The following is a 16523-nucleotide window of genomic DNA, read 5'->3' as shown; positions in this document are numbered from 1 at the left end:
GAGTAAAGAAAATTGATCTAATAGAAGTCAAGAAAGGGTAGGTTATTCCAATTAGTGATACATAGTAACATTTTGACTGGTAAATCAACAATTGTATCTTTGTTGTTTATAAGCGCATTATTGTGCTGGGTTTTAGGGGCTCGATTAATATCGGCAAAGCCCCTCATTCTTGATCCTGTTGTTCAGTACTCAAATACCTGCAAAACACGTTCAGTGTCTAATATCAATACTTTGAAAATACATGTTCCGATTAAGAGTCTTGCGTTAGATGTATTAGTTCGAGCCTGTGAGGATGAGGTTGTGACCAGACAGTATGGACAAGTGAAAGTGTACTGGGGAGGGAGCTTAGCTGAACAAATTGAATTCTTAGCAAAGGGGATCGCCGATCTTATTTTAACGAAAGATAATATCATGTCGGCTCTGATGGCTGAATCAACGCATAGTTATAAGCCTGTCATAGGGTATCCGGCCTATTCAGCCTTTTTCATTTCAAACACAGAAAAACCCCGACTATCTAAATCTTATTTCTTAGATAAAAAAATAGGTTTGCTTGACTATCCTACAAGCCGCTCTGGTCATATATTACCCAAAAGTGCGTTTAAAGAATTAGATATAGATATTAATGCGCTCGATATTACCTATTTGAGCTCGCATCAAGCACTCCGTGATCGGTTAGCGGCTGGCGAAGTCGATATTATTGCATCTTACTGGTCCGAAGAAGATGATAAACGCTTCTCTAAGAATTACATAACGCCAATTGCAAATAATGTCAGTGGAAGTAAATGGTATTTAAAAATGAGCAACAATAACACTGATTTGGCTTGTGCAATGCAAGGAGTTATTAACCAAGTAGCGCAATTAAGAACATCTAGTTACTTTGATAAGGTAGATAGATACTGGCAATGTGAAGCCTTACCTTATGGCTTTGTTGGAGAAGAAGATGGACATTAGCCAGCGTAATATATCCATTTTTATTGCTTTGGCATTATTGTTTAGCGGCATTTTTTACATTTCTCAAAGCATAGAAACTAAGCGTGTTTTGAAGCAACAAAAAGAAGCGGTTGCACTTCGTGTTGCTATTGATATGAATCGTTTACCTGTTGCGGATCCTTTTTTACATTATGCTGGCAATGAAACAGAGTTAAGAGAATATATAAACTCTCTAAATCTTGTTTTGGAAGCACAAGGTGCCCGTTTAACTGTTCTCGATATTAATACGTCCGGAGCAGGGCTGGGAGAAAAAAGCGAGTTACTCACTTTATCTGCGCCACATAGAAACTTCTATGTGGCGGTTGTAGTAGATGACACCAAACCAAAATCTACCTATATTTTTCCTCTGATTATGGCACTTATCGGCGTCGCGGTATTTAACTGGGTGAGTAGAAAGGCTACTGAATCGAGAGTAAATTTAAACACTACACTAGAAAATTTACCTGAATTTAAGCTCGTTATTGATTTGTATTCAAAAACAGTGACGACGAATAGAGATAAACTAGTAAGCGTCCAGCTTGCTAATAAGCCATTATGCTTCTATTTGGCACTTGTTGAATTTTGTGATGCAAATCCCGATACTGTTCTCAATCAAAATAAAGAAATGCCAAATGAATTATTGGAACTCGCTGATAAATACTTTTACCGTTTGGTTGAGCTTGGTCATACTATTAGAAAAAGACCTAATTTTACCAATAGCCTCGAGAAAACACTAAGTGAAATCAGAGCTGCGCTTGATGAGGTACTAGAAGCATTTCCAGAGAAAAAGGTGCTTTTCTACCCCCCTAAAGCACACGGAGAGGGCTCACGTTCTAAGCTGCATAGTTATGGACTGAGTGGAGTGAAAAAATCAGATATTGAGATTATTGGTAAATAAGATAGATTGCTGTAGGCGGTGCGTTACACCGCTCTACAGGGTTGCCTTTTTATAAATCTACAGCCTTTATTGGGCTGTTCTTTTGGAAGTAATCTTTTAAGACCTGTGCATCAGTAAGGTCTGTCGCAGTGTATTCTGGAAGGTGATTAATCTTTGGATAACCGTCACCACCAGATGCGTTATAGCTATTCACACTCATACGATAGGTTTTACTGTCAGTCAATGGTTTGCCCGCTATGCGCACATTGGTTACTTTATTGTTCTTAATGTCAAACGTGATATGGTGGAACTGTAAGTAAGCACCAGAGTCAGGTGGGAACTTAGCGACAATATCTAAATAGTCAATAAGGTCGCTGGCCTTCCAATCTATGTACGTAATACGATTTTTAAAAGGGTGAACTTTCAGTACATCTTTGTAACTCACATCACCTTGCTCAATACTATCTCGGATCCCGCCACCGCTAATAATGCCAAAATCTGCTTCAACAGCTGCCATTTGCGCGTTAATGATTAAATCAGCTAGATTGCTTTGCTTAAATCTAACTGTACTGCGACGCCCATCTAAGAAACTATCAACGTATCCCACAGCGCCAGCAATTTGTGCTTGTCCTTTTTCTTGAAACGGCTTTAAGAAAGCAAGCATTTGCGGATCTTCTTGAATAGTTGCGCCAATAACTGCTCCGGATTTGTCTTTTAAGTTTACTGGGATCAAGTTGTAGCTGATCAAGGTTTTGGTATCACCATCAAGCCTAAAAACGGCTTTGCCTACATACTTACCCCACTCATGTGCTTGCATAATCCAAACACCATTTTGCTTATCCGGCTTACATGTTTTACCAGGAGCAAATGCAATATCCGCGTTACCATTGTCATCTACACAGACCGGCTCTTGAGAGTGTCCACCGACTATCAAATCAAGCATACCAGTCGGAAGTTGGCGTGCGAGCGTTACATCACCAGGTGCATTGATCCCATGATTAGCACCGTGATAGTGACCCATGTGTGTCACAGCTATCATCACATCTGGCTGATATTTGGCTTTGATCTTAGGAACCCAGTTTTCTGTGGCTGCTAAAGGTTCAATAAAAGTCAAACCATGAACATGTTTTGGATTGGCAATTTTGACGGTATCAGTTGTGGTAAGTCCAAGTACGGCAATGGTCAATCCTGCACGTTCAATAATCGTGTAAGGCTCGTATGCAGGCACTTGATTTGTATTATCAAGAATATTTGCTGATAGTACAGGGAAGTTTGCCCACTCAATTTGTTTGGCTAGTACATCTCGTGTGTTGTCAAATTCATGGTTACCAATCGCCATGGCATCATAACCCAGCCTGCTCATTCCTCTAAAATCAGGTTCAGCAAATTGTAAATCAGATTCTGGTACACCCGTGTTTATATCGCCGCCAGAAAGCAATATAACGGCATGACCTGCTCTCTCGGCATCGCCTTTTAATTGGTCAATTAAGGTTTTTCTGGCAGCCATGCCATATTCACCTTTTTCATTTTGCCAAAAACGACCATGATTATCGTTAGTGTGTAATACGGTCAAGTATTCTGCTTGTTGCGATTGCTTTGGGGAGGAAAAATGGCACGCCGATAATAGCACAGCCGTGGAAAGAATAAGTAAGTTGCGCATAATTTAGAAACTATTTGATAAATTATGCGCGTATTCTAGAACATTAGAATTATTTTAATAGTGCTAACACTCAAAATTGCTATATTTTCTGGCGTTTTGTGCAACTGCAGATACTCTTCTGTCTAGTTCAAACTTTGCAAACTCACATTTTGCATGACCTGTTTCTATCATCCAGTTTAAAAAGCTCGCTGGCAGAGTTGAGTATGGTTCTCCTGCATGAAGTCCAAAATCGCAGATATCATTATCCTGTTTCATCTATGTGCCCCTGTTGTTCTTTTAACCATCGCCATGCTAACAAACTGAGTCAAGTAGAAAAGAACAATTAGATAAAACAAATGGTGTTTTTATAGTTTTTAGTTATATAAGTGTTAAAATTAATGTGATCCACTGAAGAATAATAAAGATACAACCCACAAGGTAGAGGCGAAAACGTGTTCTGAGGTGATTGCTACCGATATGAACATAAGTATGTGCAATACGGCTAATTACAAACAGTAGAGCGAAAGTACTGAACCACAAGGTAACGAGTTTCATCGCGAGTGCGGTAAGAGAAACAACAAAAAACAATACGGGAATTTCGAATTGATTAGTAAAGTTTCTGGATGCCAATATGACTTCTTCTGGCCCATTGTCCAGCGCCATGGTTTTGAATTGGTCAAACTGGATCTGTTTTTCTCGCACTGCTTTAAAGCGGCGTTTACCCATAATCACCATGATGGTTAAGGTTAACAGAGTTTGTAAAAATAACGCGGCAAGTAATAGATAAATAGATATTTGCATGATCCCTCCAATTTACGATGTGTTACAAAACAAAAAATTTCTATATTGCAAAAGCTTAGTTGAATGACGATGATAGTCTGGTCTTAAAAAGTAATTATCACAAGAATGGATTGTTTTATGAAAAAGCTATTCGCGATCAGTACGCTTACCTTAGCAGTTTTGACTGGATGTAGCACAACATCATCGCTTAATAATTCTGGCAGCGTTCAGAGCCTCCTTTCAGAGCAGCTTGTCGTGAGTCCAAATGATGATAGACAATATCAAACGCTAACTTTGGAAAATGGTATTGATGTTATCTTGGTATCAGATCCGTCGGTATCAAAGTCTGCGGCAGCGCTGAGCGTTGGCGTAGGTCTACTTCATGACCCGATGTCCCAACAAGGAATGGCACACTATCTTGAACATATGCTATTCCTTGGTACAGAAAAATATCCAGACAGTAAAGGTTATTCTGAGTTTATGACCAAAAACGGTGGGGCGCATAATGCATACACTTGGCTGGATATTACTAACTATATGTTCAAAGTGAACAACGATGCCTATGACGAGGCGTTAGACAGATTCTCCGACTTTTTTAAATCTCCAAAGCTTTACCCTGAATACACAGAAAAAGAAAAAAACGCAGTCAACGCAGAGTGGTCCATGCGTCGTGAAATGGACTTTTTTGGTCAATTTAAGCTTGCACGAAACATGATGGGTGACCATCCCGCTAACCGCTTTCTTATCGGCAACCTAGAAACGTTAGGAGATAAAGAAGACAGTAAACTGCATCAAGAGACCGTTGCTTTTTATGATAAGTACTACTCTGCGAATATCATGAAGTTAGCCATGATTTCTAACGAGCCGATTGAGCAGATGGAGGCCAAAGCGAAAAAGCACTTCACGACAATTAAGAATAAAAACATCGAGAAGCCAGAGGTTAAACAATCGCTTAACTTCGATAACGTTGGACAAAAGCTGGTCCATTATAAACCGAATGAAGACGTTAAGACTTTACAGCTTGACTTTACTATCAAAAACAACGCAAGTGCGTTTGCGGTTAAGCCAAATTATTTCATTACTTATCTTCTAAGTAATGAAATGGCCGGAAGCCCTGCTCAAGTACTAAAAGATAAAGGTTTAATTTCATCGTTAAGCGCATTCGCGACACCAAACAGCTACGGTAACTACGGCACATTACAGATTGATATTCAGTTAACCGATGAGGGCTTAAAGCAACGTGAGTTAATTACAGGTACGGTACTGGATTATATCGATATGATCCGTGATAAAGGAGTCGACAGCCGTTACTTTAAGGAAATTCAAACATCGCTAAATAATCAATTTAGGTTTTTAGAGAAGGGCGATGAGTTTGGTTACGTTAGTAACCTTGCAGGTAGCATGCAGGATTACCCAATGAACCATGCTATCAATGCGAGCTACTACTATGCACAGTTTGATGCTAACGCCGTCAAGGCCGTCTTGGAACAACTAACACCCGAGCAATTGCGAGTATGGTATATCAGTAAAGATGAACCTACTAATGCAAAACTACACTTCTATGATGGTGAATATCAGATTGTAGACTTAAAGCGTAGCGATTTTGATAAATGGAAAGAAGAGGCAAATTTCGATTTAGCACTTCCTAGTGTAAATACCTTGCTACCTGAAAACTTCGCACTAAAAACATCGGCAGACGATGCGAAAAAGGGCGTTCAGAAGGTGATTGACGCTGATGGCGTAACAGTTTGGCATGCTGCGAGTGAGCGTTTCTATCAACAGCCTAAGGGTAGTCTGAAAATTTACGTCAATAACCCAAGTCCATTAAAAGACATTAAAACTGAGGTTGCACTGTCGATTTGGGCTGATTTATACCGTTTGGATAAAGCAAAGCTAATGACGGAAGCCAGTATTGCGGGTATGCATCTTGGACTGACTCCCGCAAATGGGGTTATGCTAGATATTTCAGGCTTTACTGATAAGCAAGCTTTATTGTTAAAGGATGCGCTATCTGGTATTCGTGTAGAAACGAATAAACGAGCATTTGACCAAGCCATTGATCGTTACGTACGTGGCATTAAAAATCAAGAAAAAGAATTTCCATTCAGACAAGCTTTCGGTGTTTATCAAAAACTTATCCGTTCAGGAAGTTATGATGATTCTGCATTGATATCAGCGGCTAAGTCTTTGACTTTGTCCGATTTATATAAAGTGCAAAATCAAATTCTAACGAATAACCAAGTTCGTGTTTTTGCTTATGGCAACTACGATAAAGCGGATTTACAAACGGTAAAAGAGACGCTTGATAATGCACTGCCCAAACGCCAAAAAGTGACTGAGTATGCACGTGCTAAATATTGGCAACCAGAGCAAAATCAGACACTCGTATGGCAGCAAGACATTGATGTTGCAGATGTCGCTGTAATCGATTTTGCAGTGCACCCAATTAAAGGCTATGCGCAAAAGGCGGCGGCGATGGTGCTTCAAGGGCACTTAAGAACGGCGGCATTTGAACGTCTGAGAACTGAAGAGCAGCTGGCGTATGCAGTTGGTGCAACGAGCGTCGCTATTGACGAGTATTCAGCGCTAGGCTTTTATATTCAGACACCGGTAAAAGATGCTAAGAGTATGCAAGCTCGCTTTGACGCGTATAAAGATGAATACGCTAAAGATTTAGCAGCGCTAGATAAGACGACTTTCGAGCAGTTAAAAAATGCAGTGCTAGTCTCATTAACTGAAGAGCCAAAAAATCTTTCTGAAGAGCTACAACCGTTAATGGGCGATTGGTTCAAAGAAAATATGGCATTTGACTCTGAAGCTAAGCTAGTTGCTGCAGTTGAAGCGGTCACATTAGAAGATATTAAAGCGTACTATCAGCAAACTGTAATGAACCCCGATGCTGCTAGACTCAATATTCAATTACGTGGCGCTAAGTTCCAAGCCGAGCCATTTGCAGATTTACCGAAGCAAACTAAGCTAAACTCAGTTGAACAAATGTACAAAAACGTCAAATACCAACAGTAGCCTGTTGATATTTCAATAGTAATCAAAAGCTGGGCTAATTCGTTTCCCAGCTTTTTTATTCGCTTGTGTAAATGCTAAAGTAACAATGGAAGTTTATTTAGATATTTTCGGAGACTAGATGAAGATTGCGACAGGAGAAAGGGTATTTTTAAGAAAGGCAAATTTAAATGATGCGGGATTTTTACTTAGGCTTTTGAATCAAAAAAGCTTTATCGATAATATCAGGGATAAAGGTATAAAAACGCAACAACAAGCTGAGGAGCATATCGAGCAAGCTTATCTTATTCCCTATCAAATTGGCACACCTGCAGCTTACATCGTGGTAGAAGCAAGCAGCAATACGAGTATTGGCGTGTGTGGCCTGTATCAAAGACCCTTTTTTAATATTCCGGACCTAGGTTATGCGTTTTTAGATGATTTTACTGGCAAGGGTTATGCTTCCGAGGCCGCCAGATTGCTAATGGAATATGTTAGATCAGAAGAGAGCCACCCGAAGCTGAGCGCTATCACATTAGAGAGTAATACAGCTAGCATGAATCTGCTCAGTAAGGCAGGATTTAGGCCTGTTGGCAAAATAATAATTGATGACGATTTTACACCCGTAGTCGTATTTAGGTGCCAATTATAATTGCTGACTTATTTGTGTCGTTAGTTGAGAAAAATTTCTCTGATGTGCCGCCACCAGTGCGCTAAAGCCATCCTGCTCAAGAGCTGTTGCAAATTGGAATGGCTGCACTTGAGTTAGCTGATAGCTCCCTTCTTTGTACTGATAAAGATACCAAGTCCCACTCATTACAGCGCCTTTTTCAAAGTGTCCCGCAAACTCATTAATTTCTACAACTAGGCGTTGATGCTCTTGCGTATTACGATAAAACTTATCGCTTTTCATTACAGTGGTCTTGTTGGTGGCATTTAATGAATTGACTAAGTTCCATGTCAACATATCGGAAGGTGGCTGAGCCCAAAAGTGAAAGTTAGCGATATTTACTTTGTTCTCTGGTTGATATTGCACTAATGCTTGTTGATCGAACAATTCAATTAATTGAACTTTATCAATCAAAAGTATCTGATTAAGCTCAGCGTTTTGTTTGTTTTCTATACTTTGAGCTTCTAACTGATAATAGTTGACGGGCTGCGAAGGGTTGGTAATACAGCCCGTTAAAAATAATAGCACCAGAAAAGTCACTAACCCCGATTTCATTTATTCTTCCTCGGTAGCGGATCCGCGCCACTTTCTTTATTAAAAATAAGCATATTCGGTTGTTCATTCAGCCCTTTGGAAATAGGTTTTAAGCGATTGGACAGACTTTCAAGTTCTTCGAGGGTATTACTGAGCTGATCCATAACACCCGAGCCTTTTTGGTACTGTGTCATGGTTTGCTCAAACTGCTTTAGGCTTGAGGTGAGCTGGCTAAGCGTATCTTTTAAGCTTGTTAAATTACTGCCAACCTTGTCTGTTAATTTATTATTATTGATAGACTCTACGAGTTGATTCATTTCCATTGCTAGTAACCTGTGTTGCTGAAGGGCACCCTCTAACTCCTTAACAGTTGTTTCAAGAGGTAACCCATTTAACTTGTTCAATAAGCTCGTGACTTGTTCAGAAAGTGCCGTAATACCGCTTGGAACACTCGGTAATACGGGATAAATAGTTGCTTTGTCTGAACTAACTACTTCCGCATTTGGATAGAAGTCTAACTCTATATATACAGCACCTGTTAACAAATTGCCACTTTTTAGTGATGCTCTAAGACCACTGCTAATCCATTTGTCTATATTTTCTGACCAATATGCTTGTGCAAGCTGTGCGTCCTCATAGATGCGGCCATACTCAATTTTAACCAATACAGGTACGGAGGTGTTGTTTTGCTGAAAGTATAAGGGCCGATCGTCACTAACACCGGTTGCTGGTACTTGTTCTATGGTGCCAATACGCATACCTCGGTACTCAACTGGTGCACCAGCTCGAAGACCCCGAATTGATTGCTCAAACTCAATAAGGTAATAATCAAAATGGTCAAATCGCTGTTCTAAAGCCATCGAAAAGTTTTTGTGTAGAGCGTAGGTTTTATTTTCGAGCGCTACTGTGCCGCTCGGCATAGTTGGTGGATAGTCAACAGAAATCCCACCCTTGATCATTTTTGCCAGTGATCCTGTCGAAACTTCAACGCCCTCTGTTGATAGCTTAAAATCAATACCGGAACTCACCCAGAAAATAGCATTATCTGTGATGAGCGTATCGTACGGCGAATAGATAAAAATACCGTACTCCATTTTCAAGCTTTCAACACTAAAATGCGCTGACTCAACTTGACCCACTTTATAATTGCGGAAAAAAATACTGGATCCAACGTCTAAAACTTCAGCATCAGAAGCCACAAGTTGATAACGTTTTCCGTGTACCTCTGAGCCAATTAATGCAGGCTCATCCATTAAGGTGAAGATGCTCGAGCGTGTTTTTGCTTCACCAGGAGAAAGCTCTATATATACGCCAGAGAGTAACGTATTCATGCCTGAGATGCCGGATTCGTCAATTCGAGGTTTTACTACCCAAAACGAAGAGTCTTCAGCCAATAAATCACGATAGGGCTGCAAAATCCTAACTTTTGCAACCACAGCGTTTTGTGTTAATTCAAGCTTTAACGACTCCACTAACCCGACTTTAACGCTTTTTACTCTCACTTCAGTTTTGCCGGCAATAATGCCATCTGCATCAGTCATTTTTATAAAAATAGTGTGGCCTTTATTTGCCTGATGTTGATATAACATCCAGCCTGTGATGAGCAACGCGATAATTGGAATAATCCATATCACTGAAAACTTTGGTTTGTCTTCTATATCAGCTTGAGTAGTCATTGATTATTTTTATCCCACAATAATCTTGGATCAAAACTATTAACGGCAGCGATTTGGCAAAGCACCATCAAAGTAAAAAACACGATACCAATTTCTGGTTCTACATTTAGCACCGTACCAAGTTGCACCAGAGACACTAAAATAATCACTACAAACACATCAATCATGGACCAGCGGCCAATGAATTCGAGTAAGCGGTACACTTTTGTTGCTGTGATTGGGTCTTTGGGTTTTTTAACTCTTACTAGTAAGTAACTCAATAGTAACGCTTTTGCGATAGGAATACATATACTTGCGAGAAAAATAAGTGTTGCGACGGGGTAAGAACCGGCTTCCCAAAGCACTTGAACGCCTGAAAAAATAGTCGCAGGCGTATGAAGCCCAAGACTAATGGTATCCATGATGGGTAGAAAATTAGCTGGCACAAGTAGCACGACGCTGGTGAGCATCCAAGCTAAGCTTTTTTGCGTAGATTGAGACTTTCGGTATTTTAGTTTGGCGTAGCAGCGCTGACACTTTTCACCTTCCCCCAAAAAGCCACAAACCTTGCAACGTTTTAGCGTGGAAGATAAATTGTTCGGTTCCACTAAGTGACGATTACATTGAGTCTGATTACGCCACATATACTCGTGATCAAAAAGTGAGAGGGCTTCAATAAAACACAAAACGAATAAAATATAAGCCCAAAATCCAAGGCCCATCTCCAATTCAGCGAAAGACATTAATTTAAAAGCGCTCACGAGCACGGCTACTAAAAATATATCGGTGAGATTAAGCGGTTTTAGTGCTGAGAGTAATTTTGCTAAATGCCTAGCATTGTGCGCATTGATGATTTGCCAATACTCGGTGTGTGCAAGTATTAGCAACGAGCATACGGCAACAGGCATAACTAAAATAGTGAAGGCAAATAATCCAGCGAGAAAATAGCTGTAATGTTCAGCTAACAATATGAGCGCTTGCCAGAGGCTCACAACTTGAGTGATACCGTGTTGCGTGTAGGAAATAAAGTCTGGAAATAAGCTTGCGAATAAGAATAATAAAGCAGAAAAGCTGAAGGCTTGTACTAATTGGTTTTGGCGTCCTTGTACATGGCATAAGACGCATCGACAGTTTGGGCACACCGCACGCTTTTGGGACTCGATAGAGTCTATTTCAACAAGCGTATCGCATTCAGGGCAAGCTGTAATCACACAAAAATCCGTTGATTTCCTTTTATGCTAGTTTGCTTGATGTGCCCAAATTTATCAATGTTAATCAAATACTGCGACGGTTTGGCGACTTAGGGCGAGCAGCTTGCCATCTTGCGACCAAATTTTTGCATCTTCGATACCATAACCATTTTGGCTATGGTGAGTAACGGCTTCAAAGCCCAGCCAAGACTCTGAGTCGAGTGAAATATCACACAAAAACTCTATGTACCAAGACATACTGCTGGCGGGGCTTGGCGCTTTACACATCTGAAGTAATGTTGGCGGCCATGAATCAGCAAGAGCCAGTGTATGTAGTTCATTCACCGATGTAGTTTGTGCTTTAAATCGCATCCAGCCACCTAGGTTTGAAGATGGTGCACCGGAAAATGGCAAAGCGCCTTGCTGAGCATTGAGCGAGACATGCTGGAAAAATGCAGGCATCACACCTTCTTGGTATGGAAGAACTGCCTTTGGATTAACAGCTGAAAGAGTAGGGATATCGACATTTGTAACTTGGATAGCGGATTCTCTATCCTTGCCAAAACAACCGATAGCAATAAGACAAACTTTGCCTGATTGGATCAGCTGCGTCTGCATTTGCGTTGCATTTTTTCCGCTACGCAGAATGGTAGTTGCAACTGTAAATGGTGTGCCTTCTAGCAGCGGCCCTACAAAGTTTACACTCACAGAGAGCAATCTACGAGGCTCTGTCAGTTGATGCTTCATGCTTTGCACCGCGATTGCAGCAGACAGTCCGCCAAACGCAGTACGGCCTTGACACCAACTTGCAGGAAACGTCATTTGTGTTTGCGCTTGCTGTAAATGCTCCGACTGAATAATTTCATCAAACGTCATGTTGTCATTTCTCATTCTTTATTATGTTGCACTTAGCATAACTGGTCTAACCAGGTAATCAAGCGTCAAATACATCGTATTTTCTTCTTCACTTGTTTCAAAATAAGCAATTAAGGGTGCTTTTTTGACCGAAACGTTCGAAAAGCAAAAAAATTTCAATTTTTTTCATTTTTTTTTAGTTGTGACGCTTGAATTACAAATCGGTGACCTTATTTATCAAATCAACTAACTGAACAACGAATTTTGAAGTCGGAGATGATTCATGGGTAAAATTATTGGAATCGATTTAGGTACTACTAACTCTTGTGTAGCAGTACTTGATGGTGATAAGCCGCGCGTTATTGAGAATGCTGAGGGCGACCGCACAACTCCTTCTGTTATCGCATTTACAGATGATGGTGAAACACTTGTAGGTCAGCCAGCGAAACGCCAGGCGGTAACTAACCCTAAAAACACACTTTATGCTATCAAGCGTCTAATTGGTCGTCGTTTTGAAGATGAAGAAGTACAGCGTGACCTTAGCATCATGCCTTTCAACATCGTAAAAGCGGACAACGGCGACGCTTGGGTTGAGGTACGTGGTGAGAAAAGAGCTGCACCTCAGATCTCAGCTGAAGTTCTTAAGAAAATGAAGAAAACAGCTGAAGATTTCCTTGGTGAGGCAGTAACAGAAGCCGTTATCACTGTTCCTGCATATTTCAACGATTCACAGCGTCAAGCAACTAAAGATGCTGGTCGTATTGCAGGTCTTGAAGTTAAGCGTATCATCAATGAGCCAACAGCCGCAGCACTTGCTTACGGCATGGATAAGAAACAAGGTGACAACGTTGTTGCAGTATACGACTTAGGTGGTGGTACATTCGATATCTCAATCATCGAGATTGATGAAGTTGAAGGCGAGCACACGTTTGAAGTTCTAGCAACTAACGGTGACACTCACTTAGGTGGTGAAGACTTTGATAACCGCGTTATCAACTACCTAGTTGCAGAATTTAAGAAAGACCAAGGCATCGACCTAAAAACTGATCCGCTAGCGATGCAGCGTGTTAAGGAAGCAGCAGAAAAAGCGAAGATCGAGCTGTCTTCTGCACAGCAAACTGAGGTAAATCTACCTTATGTTACTGCTGATGCAACAGGTCCTAAGCACATGAACGTTAAGCTAACTCGTGCAAAACTTGAGTCACTAGTTGAAGACTTAGTTGCGCAATCAATCGAGCCGCTAAAACGTGCACTAGCAGATGCTGATCTTTCTGTAAGCGACATCAATGATATCATCCTAGTTGGTGGTCAAACACGTATGCCACTTGTACAGAAGAAAGTTGCAGAGTTCTTCGGTAAAGAGCCTCGTAAAGACGTAAACCCTGATGAAGCGGTAGCGGTTGGTGCTGCTGTTCAAGGTGGTGTACTTGCGGGTGACGTGAAAGACGTACTACTACTTGACGTTTGTCCTCTATCTCTAGGTATTGAGACTATGGGTCAAGTAATGACTGCGCTAATCGAGAAAAACACGACTATTCCTACTAAAAAGTCGCAAACTTTCTCAACAGCAGAAGACAATCAGTCAGCAGTAACAATTCACGTACTACAAGGTGAGCGTAAACGTTCAAGCGATAATAAATCTCTAGGTCAATTCAACCTAGAAGGTATTCGCCCGGCGCAACGTGGTGTGCCACAAATCGAAGTTACTTTTGATGTGGATGCAGATGGTATCTTACACGTATCTGCGAAAGACAAAGATACAGGTAAAGAGCAGAAGATCACAATCCAAGCTTCTTCAGGTCTAAGTGACGATGAAGTAGAGAAAATGGTACGTGATGCAGAAGCAAATGCTGAAGAGGACAAAAAGTTTGAAGAGCTAGTTGGCGCTCGTAACCAAGCTGATGCGCTTGTTCATGCTACACGCAAACAAGTTGAAGAAGCGGGTGACGACCTTCCAGCTGATGACAAGACAGCAATTGAAGCTGCACTTGGCGAGCTAGAAACGGCAATCAAGGGCGACAGCAAAGAAGAAATCGATGCTAAGACACAAGCACTAGCAGAGAAATCTCAGAAGCTTATGGAAATCGCTCAAGCAAAAGCGCAGGCTCAACAAGCTGGCGGTGATGCAGGTGCCCAACAAGGTTCAGCGAAAAAAGACGACGACGTAGTTGACGCTGAATTTGAAGAAGTTAAAGACGACAAGTAATCGTAGGTCTTGAAGGAGGGCGCGCTGGCTGTATGGCTTGTCGCGCCCTACGTGTTTATAAATTAGACTGTTGTCTGGCATTAATTTGCAAGCGACAGGGCTCGGCAGAGTTTGCAACGATGTAAGTTGCCAAGAAAGAGTAGTGTGATAAAAATGTCTAAACCTGACTATTATGAAGTATTAGGTGTTGCGAGAGACGCCAGTGAACGTGACATTAAAAAGGCGTATAAACGCCTTGCAATGAAATATCACCCTGATCGTACTGCTGGTAACGCTGAACTCGAAGCGAAATTCAAAGAAGTAAAAGAAGCTTACGAGATATTGACTGATAGTCAAAAACGCCAGATGTATGATCAATACGGCCATGCAGCTTTCGAACAAGGTGGTGGTGCTGGTCATGGTGGATTTGGCGGCGCTGGCGACTTCGGCGATATTTTTGGGGACGTATTCGGTGATATCTTTGGTGGCGGCGGTGGTCGTCGTCAATCAAGACAACAGCGTGGTGCGGATTTAAGATATAACCTAGAGTTAAGTCTTGAAGAAGCGGTACGTGGGAAAGAAGTTGATATCCAAGTGCCAACTTGGGTGAGCTGTAAACCATGTGATGGTAGTGGTGCGAAAGCCGGTTCTAAGCCTAAAACTTGTACAACCTGTCATGGTGCAGGTCAAGTACAAATGCGTCAAGGCTTCTTTGCGGTACAACAAACTTGTCCAACCTGTCAGGGTACAGGTCAGATCATTTCAGACCCGTGTAACAGTTGCCACGGACAGGGCCGTGTAGAGAAAACGAAGACACTTAATGTTAAGATCCCAGCCGGGGTTGATACGGGTGACAGAGTTCGCTTATCTGGAGAAGGCGAAGCGGGTGCACATGGTGCGCCAGCTGGTGACCTATATGTACAAGTGAGTGTGAAAGAGCACCCAATTTTTGTACGCGATGGCAATAACTTATATTGTGAAGTGCCAATTAGCTTCACAACGGCGGCACTAGGTGGTGAGATTGAAGTACCGACCTTAGATGGCCGTGCGAAACTGAAAATTCCATCAGAAAGTCAAACAGGCAAAATGTTCCGTATGCGTGGTAAAGGCGTTAAGTCTGTGCGCAGTGGTGCGGTAGGTGACTTAATTTGTAAAGTTGTCCTAGAAACGCCAGTAAACTTGAACGAGCGCCAAAAAGTGCTTCTTCAAGAGTTTGAAGAGTCTATGGGTGAAAACAACGGTAAGAATCGCCCTAAAGCTCAAGGCTTTTTCGACGGCGTTAAGAAGTTCTTTGATGACTTGACCAAGTAACCCGAACTTGTTTGAAAATGCCCGCTGCGATAGCGGGCATTTTTGTTTTGGCGATTGGTGCGCCTTATCGCAAGGCGATAGCATGAATCTTTATTTCTTGATATAACTGATGCCTGCTAAACGGAGTTTGTAATGACACCTGCAATAAATCTACTTAAGAAGGCGAAAGTGGCGTTCCAAGTGCTGCAATTTGAGCACGACCCTAACGATCATGATTTTGCTAATGAAGCTGCGAAAAAGCTCAATCTAGACCGAGAAAAAGTGTTCAAAACACTGTTGATTGACGTTGATGGTGAATTGCATGTAGCCGTTTCTCCTGCCACGCAACAAGTTGATTTAAAAGCTTTTGCCAAAGTATGTAAAGGGAAGAAAGCACAGCTTGCAGATCATCAGATCGCGCAAAAGGTTACTGGCTATTTAATTGGTGGAATAAGCCCGTTTGCACAGAAAAAACAGCTGCCAACTTTACTTCACGAGAGTGCTTTAGCATTCGAGCAAATTTATGTCAGTGCAGGTAAGCGGGGAGTCGAAGTGGTTATTGCGCCCTCAGATATAAAAGCGATTTGTAAAGCGAAAGTCGCAAATTTTTAATTCTTCATTTCATAAAAGCACAGCTTCAACAATTTGCTTATTAACCTGCGGTTTGGATAAAAAATATTTCAACTCATTGTTTCTAAAGAATAAATTAGTTTTTCCTTGTCTAGCCAGAAAGTTTTAGGGAAAACACCGCTTCCGCGTCGTGCTCTCGCTAAGGTACCTACATCCTGTAGGCAAGGAGAATTTACGCACCAATATCTGGCTATTGGAAGTGAATTCAACGCAGTCAGCGCTAAAACGGGCTGCTAGAAAGGCATTAAT

Annotated in this window: 14 protein-coding genes; 7 read left to right on the top strand and 7 right to left on the bottom strand. The window is 41.4% G+C overall.

Features of this window, described 5'->3' with window-relative positions; all coding sequences use genetic code 11:
• The first annotated feature begins 300 nt into the window (after positions 1-300).
• The gene (locus tag L1D50_RS13615) at positions 301-951 is read left to right on the top strand and encodes a PhnD/SsuA/transferrin family substrate-binding protein (protein WP_345773972.1); all 651 of its coding nucleotides are present in this window, start codon (positions 301-303) and stop codon (positions 949-951) included.
• A complete protein-coding gene (locus L1D50_RS13610; RefSeq protein ID WP_128726641.1) occupies positions 941-1867 on the top strand; it encodes a hypothetical protein in 927 nt (308 codons plus the stop codon). Before L1D50_RS13615 ends, L1D50_RS13610 begins: the two co-directional genes overlap by 11 nt.
• A 49-nt stretch (positions 1868-1916) precedes the next feature.
• Here the strand turns inward: L1D50_RS13610 and ushA are convergent, their stop codons facing one another.
• The 3 genes from ushA to L1D50_RS13595 form a co-directional block, all read right to left on the bottom strand.
• Complete coding sequence (gene ushA, locus L1D50_RS13605) at positions 1917-3506, bottom strand: bifunctional UDP-sugar hydrolase/5'-nucleotidase UshA (protein ID WP_239966224.1); 1590 nt, start codon at positions 3504-3506, stop codon at positions 1917-1919.
• 63 nt (positions 3507-3569) lie between these two features.
• Complete coding sequence (locus L1D50_RS13600) at positions 3570-3761, bottom strand: hypothetical protein (protein WP_128726639.1); 192 nt, start codon at positions 3759-3761, stop codon at positions 3570-3572.
• 102 nt (positions 3762-3863) lie between these two features.
• Positions 3864-4286: an MAPEG family protein gene (locus L1D50_RS13595; RefSeq protein WP_128726638.1), complete on the bottom strand. Its 423-nt coding sequence runs from the start codon at positions 4284-4286 to the stop codon at positions 3864-3866.
• A 117-nt stretch (positions 4287-4403) separates the two neighbouring features.
• Between L1D50_RS13595 and L1D50_RS13590 the strand changes: the two genes are divergently transcribed.
• Together L1D50_RS13590 and L1D50_RS13585 are read left to right on the top strand one after the other, a co-directional pair.
• On the top strand, positions 4404-7289 hold the full coding sequence (locus L1D50_RS13590; protein ID WP_239966223.1) for an insulinase family protein: 2886 nt from the start codon (positions 4404-4406) through the stop codon (positions 7287-7289).
• Between the two features lie 118 nt (positions 7290-7407).
• Positions 7408-7917 carry a GNAT family N-acetyltransferase gene (locus L1D50_RS13585; RefSeq protein WP_128726636.1) on the top strand — a complete coding sequence of 170 codons (510 nt, stop codon included), beginning with the start codon at positions 7408-7410 and terminating at the stop codon, positions 7915-7917.
• On the opposite strand, the gene L1D50_RS13580 is transcribed toward L1D50_RS13585, so the two are convergent.
• From L1D50_RS13580 to L1D50_RS13565, 4 genes are read right to left on the bottom strand one after another with little or no spacing between them, the layout of a single operon-like run.
• Positions 7912-8490, bottom strand: coding sequence for a PqiC family protein (locus tag L1D50_RS13580; protein WP_128726635.1), 579 nt, complete (start codon positions 8488-8490; stop codon positions 7912-7914). The two genes, L1D50_RS13585 and L1D50_RS13580, sit on opposite strands and share 6 nt — an antisense overlap.
• Complete coding sequence (gene pqiB / locus L1D50_RS13575) at positions 8487-10145, bottom strand: intermembrane transport protein PqiB (protein WP_128726634.1); 1659 nt, start codon at positions 10143-10145, stop codon at positions 8487-8489. The genes L1D50_RS13580 and pqiB overlap by 4 nt, the downstream gene beginning before the upstream one ends.
• On the bottom strand, positions 10142-11335 hold the full coding sequence (locus L1D50_RS13570; protein ID WP_239966222.1) for a PqiA/YebS family transporter subunit: 1194 nt from the start codon (positions 11333-11335) through the stop codon (positions 10142-10144). Before L1D50_RS13570 ends, pqiB begins: the two co-directional genes overlap by 4 nt.
• Before the next feature lie 60 nt (positions 11336-11395).
• Positions 11396-12190, bottom strand: coding sequence for a thioesterase family protein (locus L1D50_RS13565; protein ID WP_239966221.1), 795 nt, complete (start codon positions 12188-12190; stop codon positions 11396-11398).
• Positions 12191-12452: 262 nt separating this feature from the next.
• On the opposite strand from L1D50_RS13565, the gene dnaK reads away from it, so the two are divergent.
• From dnaK to ybaK, 3 genes are all read left to right on the top strand, one after another.
• Positions 12453-14375, top strand: coding sequence for a molecular chaperone DnaK (dnaK, locus tag L1D50_RS13560; protein WP_128726631.1), 1923 nt, complete (start codon positions 12453-12455; stop codon positions 14373-14375).
• A 153-nt stretch (positions 14376-14528) separates the two neighbouring features.
• Complete coding sequence (dnaJ, locus tag L1D50_RS13555) at positions 14529-15665, top strand: molecular chaperone DnaJ (RefSeq protein WP_128726630.1); 1137 nt, start codon at positions 14529-14531, stop codon at positions 15663-15665.
• A 132-nt stretch (positions 15666-15797) separates the two neighbouring features.
• The gene (gene ybaK / locus L1D50_RS13550; protein WP_128726629.1) at positions 15798-16256 is read left to right on the top strand and encodes a Cys-tRNA(Pro) deacylase; all 459 of its coding nucleotides are present in this window, start codon (positions 15798-15800) and stop codon (positions 16254-16256) included.
• The last annotated feature ends 267 nt before the right edge of the window (positions 16257-16523 follow it).

This window comes from Pseudoalteromonas sp. Isolate6 (assembly GCF_022398435.1).
GTDB classification, from domain to species: Bacteria; Pseudomonadota; Gammaproteobacteria; order Enterobacterales; family Alteromonadaceae; genus Pseudoalteromonas; species Pseudoalteromonas galatheae.
Note: the sequence above shows the minus strand (reverse complement) of the source record. Positions and strands in the feature narration are given on the sequence as shown.

Coding starts and splice junctions, on each gene's coding strand:
- L1D50_RS13585 (WP_128726636.1), top strand. CDS start 7,408: ATGAAGATTGCGACAGGAGAAAGGGTATTTTTAAGAAAGGCAAATTTA.
- dnaK (WP_128726631.1), top strand. CDS start 12,453: ATGGGTAAAATTATTGGAATCGATTTAGGTACTACTAACTCTTGTGTA.
- L1D50_RS13610 (WP_128726641.1), top strand. CDS start 941: ATGGACATTAGCCAGCGTAATATATCCATTTTTATTGCTTTGGCATTA.
- L1D50_RS13600 (WP_128726639.1), bottom strand. CDS start 3,761: ATGAAACAGGATAATGATATCTGCGATTTTGGACTTCATGCAGGAGAA.
- L1D50_RS13580 (WP_128726635.1), bottom strand. CDS start 8,490: ATGAAATCGGGGTTAGTGACTTTTCTGGTGCTATTATTTTTAACGGGC.
- pqiB (WP_128726634.1), bottom strand. CDS start 10,145: ATGACTACTCAAGCTGATATAGAAGACAAACCAAAGTTTTCAGTGATA.
- ybaK (WP_128726629.1), top strand. CDS start 15,798: ATGACACCTGCAATAAATCTACTTAAGAAGGCGAAAGTGGCGTTCCAA.
- L1D50_RS13595 (WP_128726638.1), bottom strand. CDS start 4,286: ATGCAAATATCTATTTATCTATTACTTGCCGCGTTATTTTTACAAACT.
- dnaJ (WP_128726630.1), top strand. CDS start 14,529: ATGTCTAAACCTGACTATTATGAAGTATTAGGTGTTGCGAGAGACGCC.
- L1D50_RS13565 (WP_239966221.1), bottom strand. CDS start 12,190: ATGACGTTTGATGAAATTATTCAGTCGGAGCATTTACAGCAAGCGCAA.
- L1D50_RS13590 (WP_239966223.1), top strand. CDS start 4,404: ATGAAAAAGCTATTCGCGATCAGTACGCTTACCTTAGCAGTTTTGACT.
- ushA (WP_239966224.1), bottom strand. CDS start 3,506: ATGCGCAACTTACTTATTCTTTCCACGGCTGTGCTATTATCGGCGTGC.